Origin of the sequence: Leptospira fainei serovar Hurstbridge str. BUT 6 (assembly GCF_000306235.2) — a bacterium.
GTDB classification, from domain to species: domain Bacteria; phylum Spirochaetota; class Leptospiria; order Leptospirales; family Leptospiraceae; genus Leptospira_B; species Leptospira_B fainei.
The window spans coordinates 132,786-147,753 of record NZ_AKWZ02000011.1 but is presented as its reverse complement, the minus strand read 5'-3'; the positions used below and the strand labels follow the sequence as shown (position 1 = coordinate 147,753).

The following is a 14,968-nucleotide window of genomic DNA, read 5'->3' as shown; positions in this document are numbered from 1 at the left end:
GATTATCGTCCTTTTCGTTTCGGTTCAGGCGGCAACACGGGATTTGAAACGACTCCATCAAAACGAACCGCCTCCGCTGAAATATGCAGACGATTCAGGGTTAGGAAGAGAAAGATATATTTATCCGTCCAGTATCGCAGATTGATCAATGCGTCGGCTTCTTTTTCTTTTTGAAGTTCTTCCAAAAGGATATCGATCGGAGGGGATTTTAAAGGGATCCCGATAATTGCGACATCGAACGTGATCCAATATTTCATGCCTTCTACGGGACCTAACACCGTATATTTTTTGTCAGCCATCGGTACGGTACTTGTCGAAAGACCGGCGCTGGAAGTTGCGCAGGCGGAAAGAATCCCGATAAAAGCGGTTACAACTAGGATTCTTACAAACGGAAGAGGCATTGATGTTTTTCCTTTGGACGAAACCGACCCGGGTCTAAGGCGCCTGTTCGATTTCTACTTTTCTAATCCGCCTAAACGATCGGAAAAGATATATTTTCCAAGGAAAAAATTCTATTCTGTTTTGGAGTTCGACTTGGGATTTGCTTGGCGATTCGATCCGAAAATAACGGACTAAAAATGAACGTTAAAAATATATTATAAGACCGTAATAAATCTATCAACCTTTTCGGTAGAGCCGAAGTAAATCTCTGGCAGCTTTTAGCGAACTTTCCTCACCTCGAGTGACTTTTTGTTCCGCTAACAGAAATTCCGATTCTAGTTTTTCCCGAAAATCTTCTATTAAGAGAGATTGGACCGATTCTTGTAGCCAGTGTTTAGCCTGATCTTTTCTATTTTCTTCAAAATATCCGTTCGCGCGCACGATTTCGATATATTTTAAAATTTCGAGCCAAAGTTCCTGAATCCCTTGGCCCGTCAGCGCCGAGCATGTCAGTGCATTCGTAGGGGCGCCCGATTCGTGAGGCGGAAGAAAATGAATCGCCGATAAAGTTTCCGATCTGGCGCGCTCTGCTCTCAGCGCGTTTTCTCCGTCGGCCTTCGTGATCGCGATTAAATCGGCCATCTCCATAATGCCTCTTTTAATTCCCTGCAATTCGTCGCCCGCACCCGCAATGAGTAAAAGTAAAAAGATGTCCGTCATTGAATGAACGGCTGTTTCCGATTGGCCGACTCCGACCGTTTCAATTAAGATAGTATCGAAGCCCGCCGCCTCGCATAGGAAAATAGTTTCCCTAGTTTTACGAGCCACCCCTCCAAGAGAATCTCCTGAAGGAGTCGGCCGGATAAACACTTCCTCCCGCCTGGAAAGAGTTTCCATTCGAGTCTTATCTCCAAGAATGGAACCCTTTGAGAGCTGCGAAGTAGGATCTACGGTTAATACCGCGAGCTTTCTACTTTTTTGAACCAGGAGATTTCCGAAGGTTTCGATGAACGTACTTTTTCCGACACCCGGAATTCCGGTGATTCCGATTCGGATACTCTTTCCGGAATGGGGAAGACAACGCTCGATAATTTGTTCCGCCATTTCTTGATGGGAATGCAGAGTACTCTCTACGAGGGTGATTGCCCGACTGAGTAAAACTCGATCTCCGTCTAAAATTCCTTTTACGAACGTACCGAGTTCCGGAAGAGCCTTTCGATGGCCGCCGCCTCTGAGAAGGCTTTCTCTTTTTTTCTCCGATTCAGGCACGAATCCTAAACACCTTCGGCGGTTTTGATCAGAAGTTCCAGGATATCCACTCCGGCCTTCGAGATTTTTGTTCCGGGTCCGAAGATACCGTTTACTCCCGCCTTATATAGAAATTCGTAATCTTGTTGTGGAATCACTCCGCCGGCAATTACGAGAATATCATCCCTACCTAAACGTTTTAGTTCCTGGATTACCTGAGGTACCAGCGTTTTATGACCGGCAGCAAGACTGGAAACACCCAAAATATGCACGTCGTTTTCCACCGCTTGTTTGGCCGCTTCGGCGGGAGTTTGAAAGAGCGGACCTATATCCACGTCGAATCCCATATCGGCAAAACTAGTAGAGATGACTTTCGCTCCCCGATCATGTCCGTCCTGTCCCATCTTCGCGACCATAATCCTAGGCTGACGTCCTTCCAATTTGGAGAATTTCTCGGACAAAGTTTTAGCCTTCTTAAAGTCGGGATCGTCCATAATTTCCTCCGAGTAGACTCCGGTGATGGAATGGGTGATCGCTTTGTAACGGCCGAAGACTTTCTCCATAGCAAAGGAGATTTCTCCGAGAGTCGCCCGTTTTCTGGCCGCATCCACTGCGAGATCCAGTAAATTCCCCTGTCCGCCTCCGGCACATTTAGTAATCGCATCCAAGGCCGATTGAACGGCGCCGGCATCGCGATTCTTTTTAAGTTCGTTTAATTTGCGAATTTGGGATTCACGAACGGCCGTATTATCGATATCTAATATATCAAGCGGGTTCTCCTTACTCGGCCGATATCGATTAATCCCCACGATTATATCCCTTCCTGAGTCGATTCTAGCTTGCTTCCGCGCGGCGGCTTCTTCGATCCTCATTTTGGGAATACCGGTTTCGATCGCTTTTGCGATTCCACCCAATTTTTCCACTTCCTGGATCAGGTCCCAAGCACGATGAGCTAAATCGTTCGTAAGAGATTCCACGTAGAACGACCCGCCCCAAGGATCGACTACTCTATGAATATTCGTTTCTTCCTGCAGATAGATCTGAGTGTTCCTTGCGATCCTTGCGGAAAAGTCGGTGGGAAGAGCGATGGCTTCGTCCAGCGCATTCGTGTGTAACGATTGAGTATGTCCTAAGGCTGCGGCCAACGCTTCAATGCAAGTTCTTGCGACGTTATTAAACGGATCCTGTTCGGTTAAGCTCCAACCGGAAGTTTGGCAATGGGTTCTCAATGCGAGCGACTTGTTATTTTTAGGTTGGAAACTTTTGACGATTTTTGCCCAGAGCAAGCGCCCCGCGCGCATCTTCGCAATTTCCATGAAATGATTCATTCCGATTGCCCAAAAAAACGAAAGCCGCGGTGCGAAACTATCCACGTCCATTCCGGCTTTGATTCCCGTCCTAAGATACTCGAGCCCGTCCGCTAAAGTATAAGCCAATTCCAAATCGGCGGTCGCTCCCGCCTCCTGCATATGATATCCGGAAATCGAGATCGAATTGAACTTAGGCATGTACTTCGTGGTGTACTGAAAAATATCCGCGATAATCCTCATGGAAGGTTCAGGCGGATAAATGTAAGTATTCCGTACCATGAATTCTTTCAGGATATCGTTTTGGATGGTTCCGGAAAGTAGTTCCGGTTTTACGCCTTGTTCTTCGGCGGCTACGATATAGAAGGCAAGAATCGGAATGACAGCACCATTCATAGTCATCGATACGGACATTTGATCCAACGGTATTTGGTCGAAAAGAACCTTCATATCCAAAACGGAATCGATTGCTACGCCCGCTTTTCCTACGTCTCCAACGACTCGCTCGTGATCCGAGTCATACCCTCTATGGGTCGCCAAATCGAACGCGACCGATAGACCTTTCTGTCCCGCAGCCAGGTTCCTGCGATAGAACGCGTTGGATTCTTCTGCCGTCGAAAATCCGGCATATTGTCGGATTGTCCAGGGTTGCTGGACATACATGGTCGAATACGGTCCCCTAAGGTAAGGTGGAATTCCCGCAGCATATTCCAGGTGCTCGAGTCCTTTGGCATCTTCGGCAGTGTAAACGGGTTTAACCGGAATTTTCTCCGGGGTGTGCCAGATTCTGGATTCTAAATTAGAAAGTCCTAATTCATCCAAGGCCTCCTTCGACCAATCGGCGTACGTTTCCTTTGAACTAGAATGCTTAAGATTAGAGTCGAATATGGGTCGGTTCATCGTATTCCCAGCCTTTTTTGAAGATCGGTCAAGGTTTTGAGCAGGTCGGACTTGATGTGTAAAAAGCCTTTGACTCCCGACGTTTCCAGTTCGGAGATTGCGTCTTTAGGATTTCCGGCAACGAGCGGGATCGGTTTTGGATTCAATTCAGGAAGAATTTCTTTTACCCATTTGAGGACTTCTTCATCGGACGAACAGAAAACAATCACTTCAGGTTGTTCTTTCGCGATCGCTGATTTCGCTTCGGCGGAATTTTCGTAACTGCCCGGATCGATAACGGCAAAACCTCCGCAACCTAAGAAGTTTAAAGAGAAGATTGCTCTTGCCTTCTTCATCTTTAGATCCCCGACCGGAATGAGTAAAACTTTTACTGGCTTGCCCGTCTTTTGTTCCCAATTTTCCGTTAAGAAACGAATTTCTTCGATCTCGCCGCCTGCAAAAAAATCGGGTATCGCAAGACAAGTCGATTCCCCCGGCTTCGTTTCTAAAGGTTGTGTCGGCACGGATTTGTTTAAAAGCTTATCGGTGATTTTATCCTTCAGATTCGGATATTGATTCGTCCCGAGAAAGATCTCCTTTCTAGTCGAATAATTTTCTTCCTTCTTTTTCCTGGATTCTGCGATGCGAGTTTGGATCTTTCCCGTTTGCAAAGAAGAGAGAAAGCCGCCCTCTTTTTCAATTTCGCAGAACAATTTCCACGCCTGTTCGGTCATGGACTGTGTTAGAGTTTCTAGATAATAAGAACCTGAGGAAGGATCGACGACTTTGTCAAGATACGACTCGTGTTTCATCAGTAGCTGAACGTTTCGTGCAATTCGAAGCGAAAAAGAATCCGCCGGTTGAATCAAATGATCAAAGGGTAGGACGGTGATAATTTCCGCGCCTCCGATCGCTGCGGTCATCGCTTCGGTCGTCGCCCTAAGCATATTATTATGAACGTCGTAGACTCCATAATTGTATTTGGCGGTTTCCGCAGCGATAAAAGGTAAACTCGCCTCTCCGGTCTCGGAAGAATAAGCCTTAAAAATTTCGGCCCAGAGCGTCCTGGCGGCGCGAAACTTGGCGATTTCCAAAAAGTAATCGGGGCCTACCGTAAATTGCAGAATAGTTTGAGAGTTAACGGTTTCGGGTTTCAACCCTGTTTGGGAAAGTCGAAATAAATATTCCGACCCCAGCGCCAACGTAAAGGCCAGTTCTTGTACGATCGTAGATCCGCTATCTCTGAAGGTGGAGGAATGAACGGTAAGGCTTCGGTAATTCGGCCAAGTCGCCGCATATTCCTCCAAGATTGGTTTTAGAGTCTCGGGAGTATGACCGCCTGAGCGACCATGACGGGCCAAAATTCGGAACGGATCGTATCCTAATCCGCCGATTAGCGGTTTTACTTTGGGAAGCCAAGTATGTATTTGCGGAGATCTTTCTTCGGCAATAAAATGAACCGTTATATCATTTAAAGGAAGTTCCGTTAAGAGAAACTCTAAATCCTCTTTTTTCTCCACTGGAATTCCCCTTCGTCCCGAAGTTGAATTCTGAATTACGAAGCCTATCGAATTCACTCCGTTGGAGACGGCCTCCAAGGCTAGTTCTTTTGCGAGTTTCAAATCGATAGAATCTATATCTTGTCGGATATTCCACTCGTTCGTAAGCTTTCGTGTGGAACGAGCAAAGGGAAAGATACCCGGTAGATTCGTAACGGACCATTCCAATCCTTGAAGATTTTCTTTTCTATAAAAGGGTTGAACTTTAAAGCCTTCCTGGGTTTCCCAAACGAGTTTTTTCTCGAAATCGGCTCCTTTTAAATCTTTGATGATTTGATCGGTCCAGTCTTTCGTAGAGACCGGCGGGAATTCGTTAAAGAGTTTGTCTGCGGCCATAATATGCTCTTCTTTTGTAAGAAAATCCTTTTTCTAGGGAATAAGTCGAAATCTTCATGTAAAGTCTAAAAATCCGAATCAGGTTCCTTTTTTGTTGATAAATAATGGGGAAGGGAGGCGAGCACAGAAAGGGTAAGCGTGCCAATGATTATAAAAAGTGAAATTTCTATCGAAACGTGGATTTCTTCTCCGAGTATCGGTTTTGAAATTGCCGGCAATAATAATTTAATTCCGACAAACGCTAGAAGTAGGGAGACCCCCTTTTTTAAGTGAACGAATAATTCCATTACGCCGCCGAGTAGAAAGAACAAGGATCGTAATCCCAAGATCGCGAATACGTTAGAAGTATAGATAATGAAGCTATCCTGAGTGATCGAAAAGATCGCCGGAATCGAATCCACCGCAAACAATATATCGCTGAACTCCACTACGAGAAGAATCAGAAAAGTGGATGTGAAGACTCTCTTACCTTGCTCGCTCACCATCAATTTTTCAGGATGAAACGTCGAAGTCATCGGCAATATCTTTTTAGCGTATTTTAAGAGTTTCATTTCCTCGGGATCGAAATCCTCTTCCTCGGTATGAAAGTACATTTTCCACGCCGAATATAAAAGAAGAATTCCGAACAGATATAGAATCCATTCGAATCTCGAAACTAACTCCGCTCCCGAAAAGATCATCAGTGCGCGAAAGATTAAAGCCCCTAAAATTCCCCATTTTAAAATCATGGGCTGGTGATGGGATTGGATTCTGAATTTCGCAAAGATCATGATAAAAACGAAAAGATTATCCACGGAGAGGGAATATTCTAAAAGATAACCGGCTAAGAATTCTAGAGTTTTTTCTTTTGCGATCGTCGGTTGAGTCGGATCTTCGTGAAAGATATAGATGATCGACGCGAAACCCAACGCTAAGGAAACCCAAAACAAAGTCCAATAGCCGGATTCTCTAAGGGAAAGTTTCCGTGCTTTTTTATTTAGAACAAAGAGATCTAGATAAATTAAAAAACCCACCCCCACGGTGAAAATGAGAAAAAGTGTAGAATCTTTTTGGCTAAAAGAGAGCATCGCAGCATCCAGACCCGAAAATGGTTGATGGGAGACAGGTTCTAACCTGAGAGCAGGAAGACAATCCCAAATCCCGGACTTTCCAGAACCCGGAGGCTCAATGCTCTATATCGTTTACCCTCTCCTATGCCTTTTGCATTTGGTTGTAGTCAACTTTTGGCCGGAGGTTTTTTTACTTAGGTTGGGATCAAAAGTTTTACCGATTCTGCTATTACTTTGGGATTTCAGTAGGGATAGACGTTGGCAGACGAAGGGAAGCGGAATATGGATCGGTTTCGGTTTGATATTTTCTTTCTTTGGGGACGCGATTTTAACCTTTCCGGCGGAATATTTCGTTTTCGGTTTAGGAAGTTTTCTAATCGCGCAGTTATCGTATTCTTGGGGCTTCTCCCGAGGAAATCCGGTGCAGATCGTTCGCCTAATACCTTTTGTAGTAGGCGGCGGCGGCTTTTATTATTGGCTCTTACCTGGAATTCCGATCGTTATGAGTTTACCCGTCCTACTTTACGTTGCCGCGATCTGCACGATGGGTTGGAGAGCATCTTCTAGAGAATGTGAAAAATTGGATTTTTGGCTGGGGATTTCCGGCGCAGTTATTTTTATTTTTTCCGATATGCTGATTGCATTAAGTCATTTTACCGCGATCCGATTCCCGGCGCATGGAAGTTGGATTATGGGAACATACTACCTTGCTCAATTTTTAATTTTCGTCTCCACGGAAGAAGAATCTTGAACCGAAATTTTAGGATTGTTTTTTCGAATTAAGAATGGAATTTCTTCCGCAAACGCTTTTATGAGCGTCAAGTTCCTCAAAAAAAAATGAACATGTGCGACAATCTTTGGATGAGAAAAAACGAAAAAATAGTATTGAACCCATCGGGAAATCTCCCTAGAATTGACGCGACCGGAGCTAACATATGAGTATCAAACCTCTTAAAGAAACAACTTTCCTCGAGGCCATTGCAGCGGCGATCCAACACGAGAAGGACTACTTCGAGTTCTATATGGATACGTACGAAAAACTTCCGCCGGGTCGCACGCGAGAGCTTTTCGAGCGCCTTGCGGAGGAAGTCGATGATCATATTAAATTCATCACTGAAATTTACGAAGTAGCGGAAGGCGCCGAACTCCCTAATTTAAAACAACTTACCGCGATTCATAAATTTCATCAGACGACGATTCAGAAATTAATGAATAAAGTGGAACGGACGATTATCGGTCCGGGCTCCAAAGACGCTCATGAAGCTTTGGAACTTGCGATCAGGGAAGCGGAGAACTCGGTGGCATTTTATGAAAAGCTAACGACTAAGTTCACTGATCCGAATATTAGGCTCTTGTTTAGCAAACTTATGGAATATAGCCAAAATTATCAGTCCCTTTTGGAAGCGGAACTCAACGCCCTGGATCAAACTCATTCGGGCAGAGGTGCGTATTTTTGGGACGAGCAAGCCGAAGAAGTCGCTAAAGCGGTGGATAGCCCGGTAAAAGGGGCTAAAAGTTCCAAAGTTGCCAAACCCAAAAAAGCAGCCGCCAAAAAAGTAGCTAAGAAAGCCGCTGCAATCCCTAAAAAATCTTCCGCCAAAAAGAAAATCGCACCGGCAAAGAAAAAGATCGCCGCTAAGAAAGCCGCACCCAAAAAGAAAGCGGCTGCTAAGAAAAAACGCTAGAGATTCTACTAAAATCGGAGCGCTCTCTTTCCGAGACGCTCCGCTAAAAAAGGGTTTTGTCTTCCGTACTAAAGTTTCAATTTGGACGAAGGATGAAAACAAACGCCACTCCGGATTGGGCAAAGATCCAAGCCTTATATCCAGTAAATCGGGAAATGATTTGGTTAAATAATTGCGGTACTACCCCTTGTAATACCGAAACGATCCGTTGGGTCAACGAATATCTCCATGGATACGCATCTCACGGCGGTCTCACCGAAGTAAGACGTTATGTAAGCGTAAAAAGGGCGATTCGGAAAATTCTCGCCGAATTACTCGGTTGCGATCAGGAAGAACTCAGCTTAATTCATAATACGAACGAAGGGATGAATTTTATTTCTTTAGGCGTACAATTGCAGCCTGGGGACCAAATTTTACTTCTTGAGAACGAGTATCCTTCGAATATTTATCCTTGGGAACATTGGAAGGAAAAAGGCGTTGAACTTGCCTTTGTTCCGATGTCGGAAACTCCGGAAGGGTTTTTAGAAAACTTAAAAGATTCGTTAACTCCGGAGACGCGACTGGTTAGTCTTTCCGCAGTTCACTGGTGCACGGGGATGCCTTTCCCTTTAGAAGAGATCGGAAATCTTCTGGCTGAAAAGGGAATTGAATTCGCTTTAGACGGGGCGCAAGGTGTCGGTTTATTACCGATCCGTCCTAGAGAAATGAAGATCTCTTATATGGCCTTTCCTGCTTGGAAATGGCTTCTTGGACCTCTAGGTTTGGGGGTCATGTATGTGGCCAAAGAAAAATTGGAATCTCTCCAATTTCCGTTCAAAGGCACCGGGTCGGTAGTAAATGACGAAGTGTATCTTCCGTATCGCGAAGAATTGAAAGGCACCGATCGATACGAGATTTCAACCGTGAATTTTATAGACTGGGTCTATTTTCAGTCGACCTTGGAAATGCTGAATGAAATAGGTTTTCATTCCTCCATGGCTCGAATCTACGAGCTCGCCGATTATTTATCGGATCGGTTACGAGAAGCGGGCTGGAAGCTTTGTTCGGACCATTTTCCGGATTTTAAAACCGGAATTGTCGTGGCTGAAAAGCCGGATGTCTCTCTGGAAGAAACGATTAATCACTTAAAAAAGAGCGGTGTCATGTGCGCCTTGCGTCTAGGAAGAATTCGATTTTCGCCGCATATTTATATTGCAAAAGAGCAGTTAGATCATGTGGTCGATCTCTTGGCAAGGTGATCATTGGCTAGATTTTTTGAACGAGCCTCTCTTCTATTTCCGTTCTGGGTAATAGCCGGGGTTTCCATCAGTTGGATTTATCCAACCTGGATCGCTTGGTTTGACGGTCCTTGGATTACCTATAGTTTAGGATTAACGATGCTTGGAATGGGCATCACATTGGTCCCGGAGGATTTTAAGAGAGTCTTCCAAACTCCGAAAGCCGTTTTGGTCGGTGTCGTAGGTCAATATACGATTATGCCTTTAGCAGGTTGGGGGATAGGAATTTTATTGGAACTTCCCTCTCCTCTATCTACGGGGCTAATCGTCGTCGCCTGTTGTCCGGGGGGAGTTGCTTCCAACGTGATCTCGTTTTTAGCAAGAGGAGATTTGGCGCTATCGGTGACCATGACTGCTATATCTACCGTACTCTCAGTCATTCTTACACCTACATTAACATTGCTATTAGTCGGAAATCGAGTGGGCGCGAATCCGTTCGGACTATTTTTGAACACTTTTGAAGTCGTTATTGTTCCCGTAACGTTAGGGATTCTTTTGAATCGATACACTCCTAGATTTGCGGATCGAGTTAAAGTAGTTTCTCCATTTATTGCGGTTATTTTGATTTCACTCATTGTCTCCTCTATTCTAGGAGCCGGAAAATCGGCTGTTGTGAAATCGGGGATGCTTCTTCTTTCCGCTGTCTTCCTCTTGCACGCGTCCGGTTATTTTTTCGGATACTGGTTTGCTAAATTGATTACCCGTTCCTTAATCGTTTCTCGAACGGTTTCTATCGAGGTCGGAATGCAGAATAGCGGTCTTGGAGTCGTTCTTTCTAAAAATAATTTTACGGATCCTCTTGTCGCGATTCCCGCCGCCTTATCCAGTTTTATTCATTCTGTGATTGGAAGCGTTTTGGCCGCTATATGGAGAAAATACCCACCGGTCGGGAAAGAGGAAATTTCGAAGTTTCCGAACGATCTTCCTTGATTTTTCAGCCAACTTTTTTTTTATTGCTAATGCAGCCTTGAAACCTATAGGGGAGAGCCATTTTTGACTCGAAAATCCCGTTTTTCAGGTTTTAGGTTAATTTTTGCAAAGAGAAATCCGCCATGAGAGAGATCATTAAGCTTTCCTGTCAGGTATGTAAGAAAGACGCTTACTTCCAGACTAAAAATAAAAAGGCGAAATCCGAGAAACTTGTTACGAAAAAGTTTTGTAAATTTTGCAGAGCGCACGTCGAACATAAGGAATCTAAGGTATAAACCGAAAACCGATGGTCGCGAAAAAACTTGCATACGATAAGAAAATCCTGAACGAGTTGCAGGAACTGCTAGTGGAGAGAAAAAACTCTCTACTGGAAAAGTATGCCAAGTGGGAAGATAATAGTAAACCTTCCGGCTTAAAAGAGATGGGGGATATCGCCGATATCGCCTCCGAAATCAACGAAGAAATGCTCAGTTCCGTTCTCACAGAGTCCGAAATCGATACGATCCGTGAAATCGATGTAGCTCTCGAAAAAATCGAAGATGGAACCTATGGAATTTGCGAGGGGACAGGTAAAAAAATACCTTTAGCCCGCTTAAAAGCGATTCCTTGGACGAGATATACTGTGGAGTATGCAGAGGCGGTATCAAAGCACCGTGCTTCCGGTAAAAAAAGTCCTTTATCCGCGACCTTGACGGGCACTTATAAAATCCCGACTGATTTAGATTCTTTAGACGACTGAGTCTCGCCGTTTCTGTTTTTTCCTATTTTTAGATTGAAATCTACTTACTTTCTAGGACCATTTTCAATTCGTGCCAAGCATTTTTGCCCGATTGAGGCCGCTTAGAACCCCGACTTTCTTAACACTTATCTTAAGTGTGATCCTTTCTTATATTTTATTGCGCTGGTCTTTATTGGTGCGCAATCCGGATACGAGTTTTGGCATTGCCTGCATTCAATTCGTCGCCGGATTATTACCGAATTTGCATCACCGCAAATCGGGTCGGATTTTTACGGCTGCATTTGCGTTACTTTCTCCCGGATTACTTTTGGCCACGGAAACCGGATATCTTTATCTCTCGGCGTTATTTGCAGGTGCAACTTTAGGTGTTTTTCTAAGGCAATACGTTTCCACGTTTTACGGGCATTCTGTTAACGAAGAGGATCCGGTACTCAGATATTTTTATATCAACCGACCGTATAAGAATTCTCTCGATTTTACTAAGAATCCGAAAGCGGGACTTCTCGCACTTTTCACTTTTTTACTCATAGAAAGACTACTAACGTATTTTGGTATTTCCCCTTTAACCGAAGGAATTCTACAAGATACGGAATACTCGGCGGGGATTTCGTCCAAGTATGCGTTTGGATTGACTTTGGACGGATTGGGAGCTTGGCTTTCGGCGGTAATTTACTTTCTGGCGGAAGAAACAAGTTCTCATGATACGGACCCGCCCGTTAAACAGTGGAGAACAGGAATTCTAGTCGGATTCACCGGGAATTTGATTTTAGGAGCCCTCCAGGGACTTTCTAAGGAAACGGTTTTTCCGTTTAGTTCCGGTAACGCGGAAACATTCGGAGTCTCGGGATTCTTTCCGGATGCAGCTTCCTTCGGAATCGGCATGCCGATCCTTGCAGGTCTCTTTTTATATCATGTGCATAGTCGAAACTGGCGGATTATCACTAGAGTTGTTTTAAGTATCTCGATTTTAATTCCTCTCTTCTTAGCGGGAAGATTCCAAGGAACCGGATTTTGGATCCTGCTATCCTTAGAAGGAATGGTGGTTGCGATTCTCTCTTACCAAAAAGGATTTAGAAATCCTATTTTAAAATATTCCTTCATTCCACTTGTTTTCGTTGGGACCGTTCTTCTATTCCTCGGAATGTATTTTGCGGGAGGCTTTGATTGGTCGCCGACTGCTTGGCAAGTATTTAAGGAAGACATACTTGCAGCTTGGCATAAAGGAAAAGGACTTTCCAAAATTCTAGAATTGTACTGGAAAGACGGTTGGGTTCAAACTTTATCCGCTTGGAATTGGTGGAAGGAAGCTCCTGTTTTTGGACAGGGTTTTGGAAACTTTGCTCTTCGTTGGATAGAATTAGGTCCTAGAGGATCTTTTCCGGCGCACGGGCTACAGGACTTTGCTCTCAGCTCTTTGGTATTATTATTAAGCGACGGCGGAATCCTACTTTTTCTACTCTTTGCTACGTGGATCGGATTCGAGGCATACTTACGCGGAACCTACTGGACCTTACTTTTATTGCTTTTTCCTATTTTCTTTTACCAACCTTGGATCGGCGGAGCAGGAAGTTTAGGTTTCCTTTTATTTTGGATTTTGGGCTCATCCGGACCTTCCACTAGGATGCTTCCGAAATGGTGGATCGTTCCCGCATTTAATTTACTGTGTTTGGTGTTCGGTCTTACAATAGCTATGAAGACCCTAGTCAAGCTGTCTAGTCATGCACAGGGCCCCGAGTTCCGTTACGAGGAGCGCAAAACCTTCCAGCTTTCCGCAAGGGAAAAAAATACCGTTAAAAACGGATCAAGAGTCCATGTATTCCGTTCCGGAACGTCTTGGGTGTTGGGTGATAAAAATTCCGTAAATCTAAGAGTAGGCCTCGCTCATGATCCGAAACCTGGAAAGCCAATTTATATTAAATGGATTTTCTCGGATGAAAAAGGCGTAGAACTTCAATCTAGGAGCACTCCGCTTAACGCAATATCCAATACGGTGGCTTTAGCTGTTCCTGCCGGTGCAAAACTTTTAACTGCAAAAGTTCTAAGAGTTTCCTGGATGGAATCGGGACCTGCCGAATTCTTTATTTCCGCGGAAGACTTTGACGGGTTAAACCGAATCCGTTAATTGACGTAGATTTATAAATCCATGTCTAGTTTCGGCGGAACTTGATTCCGTGTATCGCATCAAACGAATTGCGTACTTGCTGCCGGATTCGAACGATCCATCGCCAAGCGATTAAGCTCCATGGTATATTCTGGAATCGATATAATGCCCCGCTTTCATGATTCGGGTCTTCCGGTCGGAAGTTCTTCCAGACCGGCACTGCTCTGATTCCTACAAAGCTTTTTCCGGCGATATAAAAAGAGGCTTTCGTTTCTCTCCCTAAAATCGGTTCCATAGTAACGGGAGAATAAAACCCTCTTATAGAAAGAGAATAGGCTAGAGTAGGTTCCTCTTCCTCATGAGTTCCCAAAGTCACGGACAAAAATAGCGGTACTTTTAGGATTCTCTCCTGAAAGAAGGAAGGATTTAAAAACCCCCGTAAAAGAAACAAAATACCGAGCCATGTAGGGTACTCCATAAAAAGCGCGATAAATTGTTGGAAATCTATGCTTACAAGATAGTGCGGAATGAGCTGCGGTGAAAAAAAATAGAAATTTAAACAAAATACGGGCATCCCGAACAAGAAAATTGCGACTAACGTTCTTCCGGCCGAAAGGGATCGAAATAGAGGTATCTCGGTAATTGCCTCGCCTGTTTGCGTTTTGCGTAACCATGAATCATATCGGCTGTATTTTTGAATCATCGAGTAATCGTCCAAAAATAAATCCTCAGTTTGCATTACCTCGAACGGAAGTGTCACCTGTGCTTGTACTACTAGAAATTCCAAGGCTATAAAAGATAATCCTAATAGAATCGGAATGAATAGAATCCCGTTTTCTCCGTCTGCGACCAATCGGTTATAAATTCCGTGAAGTAAGATGACTCCCAAGAAAGCAACCCAGGTTTCGAAGTTTGACAAAGCGGCTTTTCGGGTTTGATAATTTCTAAGCAGGAAGAAACCTAGAATTCCTCCCGAAAAGGCGTGCAAAGGTAGTGAAGTACCTGCTCGTAAGAGGCTAGGCCAGAATTCCAACGTAAAAGAATAAAAAATGTTTTCGATGCAACCGAAAGATGCTCCTACGGTTAGTCCGAAGTAAAGTCCGTCGGCGAGGCTTAGAGTCCTCCCGACTCGCCGAAAATACCAAAGCGCAATAAGAGCTTTGGAACTTTCTTCGGGAAGAGCTCCTACAAATATCGCTCGAGAAAAATGGGAAAGGTCCGGAAAGAAATCAAAAACTTGAACTTCCCAGACTAGAGAAATTCCCGTAGCCACCATTCCGGAAAAAATGGCAGTAACGGTCGCAAGATTGCCTTGGCCGGGATAGTATGTCTTTTTATAAAAATCCCAGTAAAACCATGCGGCTCCTAATGCAGCGATCGGCTTTGCTAATTCCGACCAGATTTCCGTTCGACCGATAAAAAAAGGCATCGCCCAACTAGTATCGGACAATGCCTTCCTTAGGGTAAATCCAAGACG

The 14,968-nt window shown here is 44.4% G+C and carries 13 protein-coding genes; 7 read left to right on the top strand and 6 right to left on the bottom strand.

Going from position 1 to position 14,968, the window contains the following annotated elements:
* Nucleotides 1-2 precede the first annotated feature (2 nt).
* The 5 genes from LEP1GSC058_RS18415 to LEP1GSC058_RS18395 form a co-directional block, all read right to left on the bottom strand.
* On the bottom strand, nucleotides 3-401 hold the full coding sequence (locus LEP1GSC058_RS18415) for an LIC20211 family lipoprotein (protein WP_016551116.1): 399 nt from the start codon (nucleotides 399-401) through the stop codon (nucleotides 3-5).
* Between the two features lie 217 nt (nucleotides 402-618).
* Nucleotides 619-1,650 (bottom strand): methylmalonyl Co-A mutase-associated GTPase MeaB, encoded by a 1,032-nt coding sequence (meaB, locus tag LEP1GSC058_RS18410; RefSeq protein WP_016551331.1) that lies wholly within the window; start codon nucleotides 1,648-1,650, stop codon nucleotides 619-621.
* 5 nt (nucleotides 1,651-1,655) lie between these two features.
* The gene (scpA, locus tag LEP1GSC058_RS18405; RefSeq protein WP_016551192.1) at nucleotides 1,656-3,836 is read right to left on the bottom strand and encodes a methylmalonyl-CoA mutase; all 2,181 of its coding nucleotides are present in this window, start codon (nucleotides 3,834-3,836) and stop codon (nucleotides 1,656-1,658) included.
* Nucleotides 3,833-5,710: a methylmalonyl-CoA mutase family protein gene (locus LEP1GSC058_RS18400; protein WP_016551295.1), complete on the bottom strand. Its 1,878-nt coding sequence runs from the start codon at nucleotides 5,708-5,710 to the stop codon at nucleotides 3,833-3,835. Before LEP1GSC058_RS18400 ends, scpA begins: the two co-directional genes overlap by 4 nt.
* 65 nt (nucleotides 5,711-5,775) lie before the next feature.
* Entirely contained in the window at nucleotides 5,776-6,777 is a 1,002-nt protein-coding gene (locus LEP1GSC058_RS18395; protein ID WP_016551140.1) for a TerC family protein, read from the bottom strand.
* 100 nt (nucleotides 6,778-6,877) lie between these two features.
* Here LEP1GSC058_RS18395 and LEP1GSC058_RS18390 point away from each other — a divergent pair, with 100 nt between their 5' ends.
* The 7 genes from LEP1GSC058_RS18390 to LEP1GSC058_RS18360 all read left to right on the top strand — a co-directional run bounded on the left by LEP1GSC058_RS18390 (nucleotide 6,878) and on the right by LEP1GSC058_RS18360 (nucleotide 13,512).
* Nucleotides 6,878-7,510, top strand: a complete 633-nt coding sequence (locus LEP1GSC058_RS18390; RefSeq protein WP_016551160.1) for a lysoplasmalogenase — start codon at nucleotides 6,878-6,880, stop codon at nucleotides 7,508-7,510.
* A 184-nt stretch (nucleotides 7,511-7,694) separates the two neighbouring features.
* Nucleotides 7,695-8,444, top strand: a complete 750-nt coding sequence (locus LEP1GSC058_RS18385; RefSeq protein ID WP_016551260.1) for a ferritin-like domain-containing protein — start codon at nucleotides 7,695-7,697, stop codon at nucleotides 8,442-8,444.
* A gap of 92 nt (nucleotides 8,445-8,536) precedes the next feature.
* Nucleotides 8,537-9,682, top strand: coding sequence for an aminotransferase class V-fold PLP-dependent enzyme (locus LEP1GSC058_RS18380; protein ID WP_016551350.1), 1,146 nt, complete (start codon nucleotides 8,537-8,539; stop codon nucleotides 9,680-9,682).
* Between the two features lie 3 nt (nucleotides 9,683-9,685).
* A complete protein-coding gene (locus tag LEP1GSC058_RS18375) occupies nucleotides 9,686-10,651 on the top strand; it encodes a bile acid:sodium symporter family protein (RefSeq protein WP_016551297.1) in 966 nt (321 codons plus the stop codon).
* A gap of 122 nt (nucleotides 10,652-10,773) precedes the next feature.
* The gene (gene rpmG, locus LEP1GSC058_RS20095) at nucleotides 10,774-10,926 is read left to right on the top strand and encodes a 50S ribosomal protein L33 (RefSeq protein WP_010409750.1); all 153 of its coding nucleotides are present in this window, start codon (nucleotides 10,774-10,776) and stop codon (nucleotides 10,924-10,926) included.
* A gap of 11 nt (nucleotides 10,927-10,937) precedes the next feature.
* The gene (locus LEP1GSC058_RS18365; RefSeq protein ID WP_016551161.1) at nucleotides 10,938-11,390 is read left to right on the top strand and encodes a TraR/DksA family transcriptional regulator; all 453 of its coding nucleotides are present in this window, start codon (nucleotides 10,938-10,940) and stop codon (nucleotides 11,388-11,390) included.
* 136 nt (nucleotides 11,391-11,526) lie between these two features.
* On the top strand, nucleotides 11,527-13,512 hold the full coding sequence (locus LEP1GSC058_RS18360; protein ID WP_016551235.1) for a hypothetical protein: 1,986 nt from the start codon (nucleotides 11,527-11,529) through the stop codon (nucleotides 13,510-13,512).
* Between the two features lie 25 nt (nucleotides 13,513-13,537).
* Here LEP1GSC058_RS18360 and LEP1GSC058_RS18355 read toward each other — a convergent pair whose 3' ends face one another.
* Entirely contained in the window at nucleotides 13,538-14,920 is a 1,383-nt protein-coding gene (locus LEP1GSC058_RS18355; protein WP_039948808.1) for a PrsW family glutamic-type intramembrane protease, read from the bottom strand.
* Nucleotides 14,921-14,968 lie beyond the last annotated feature (48 nt).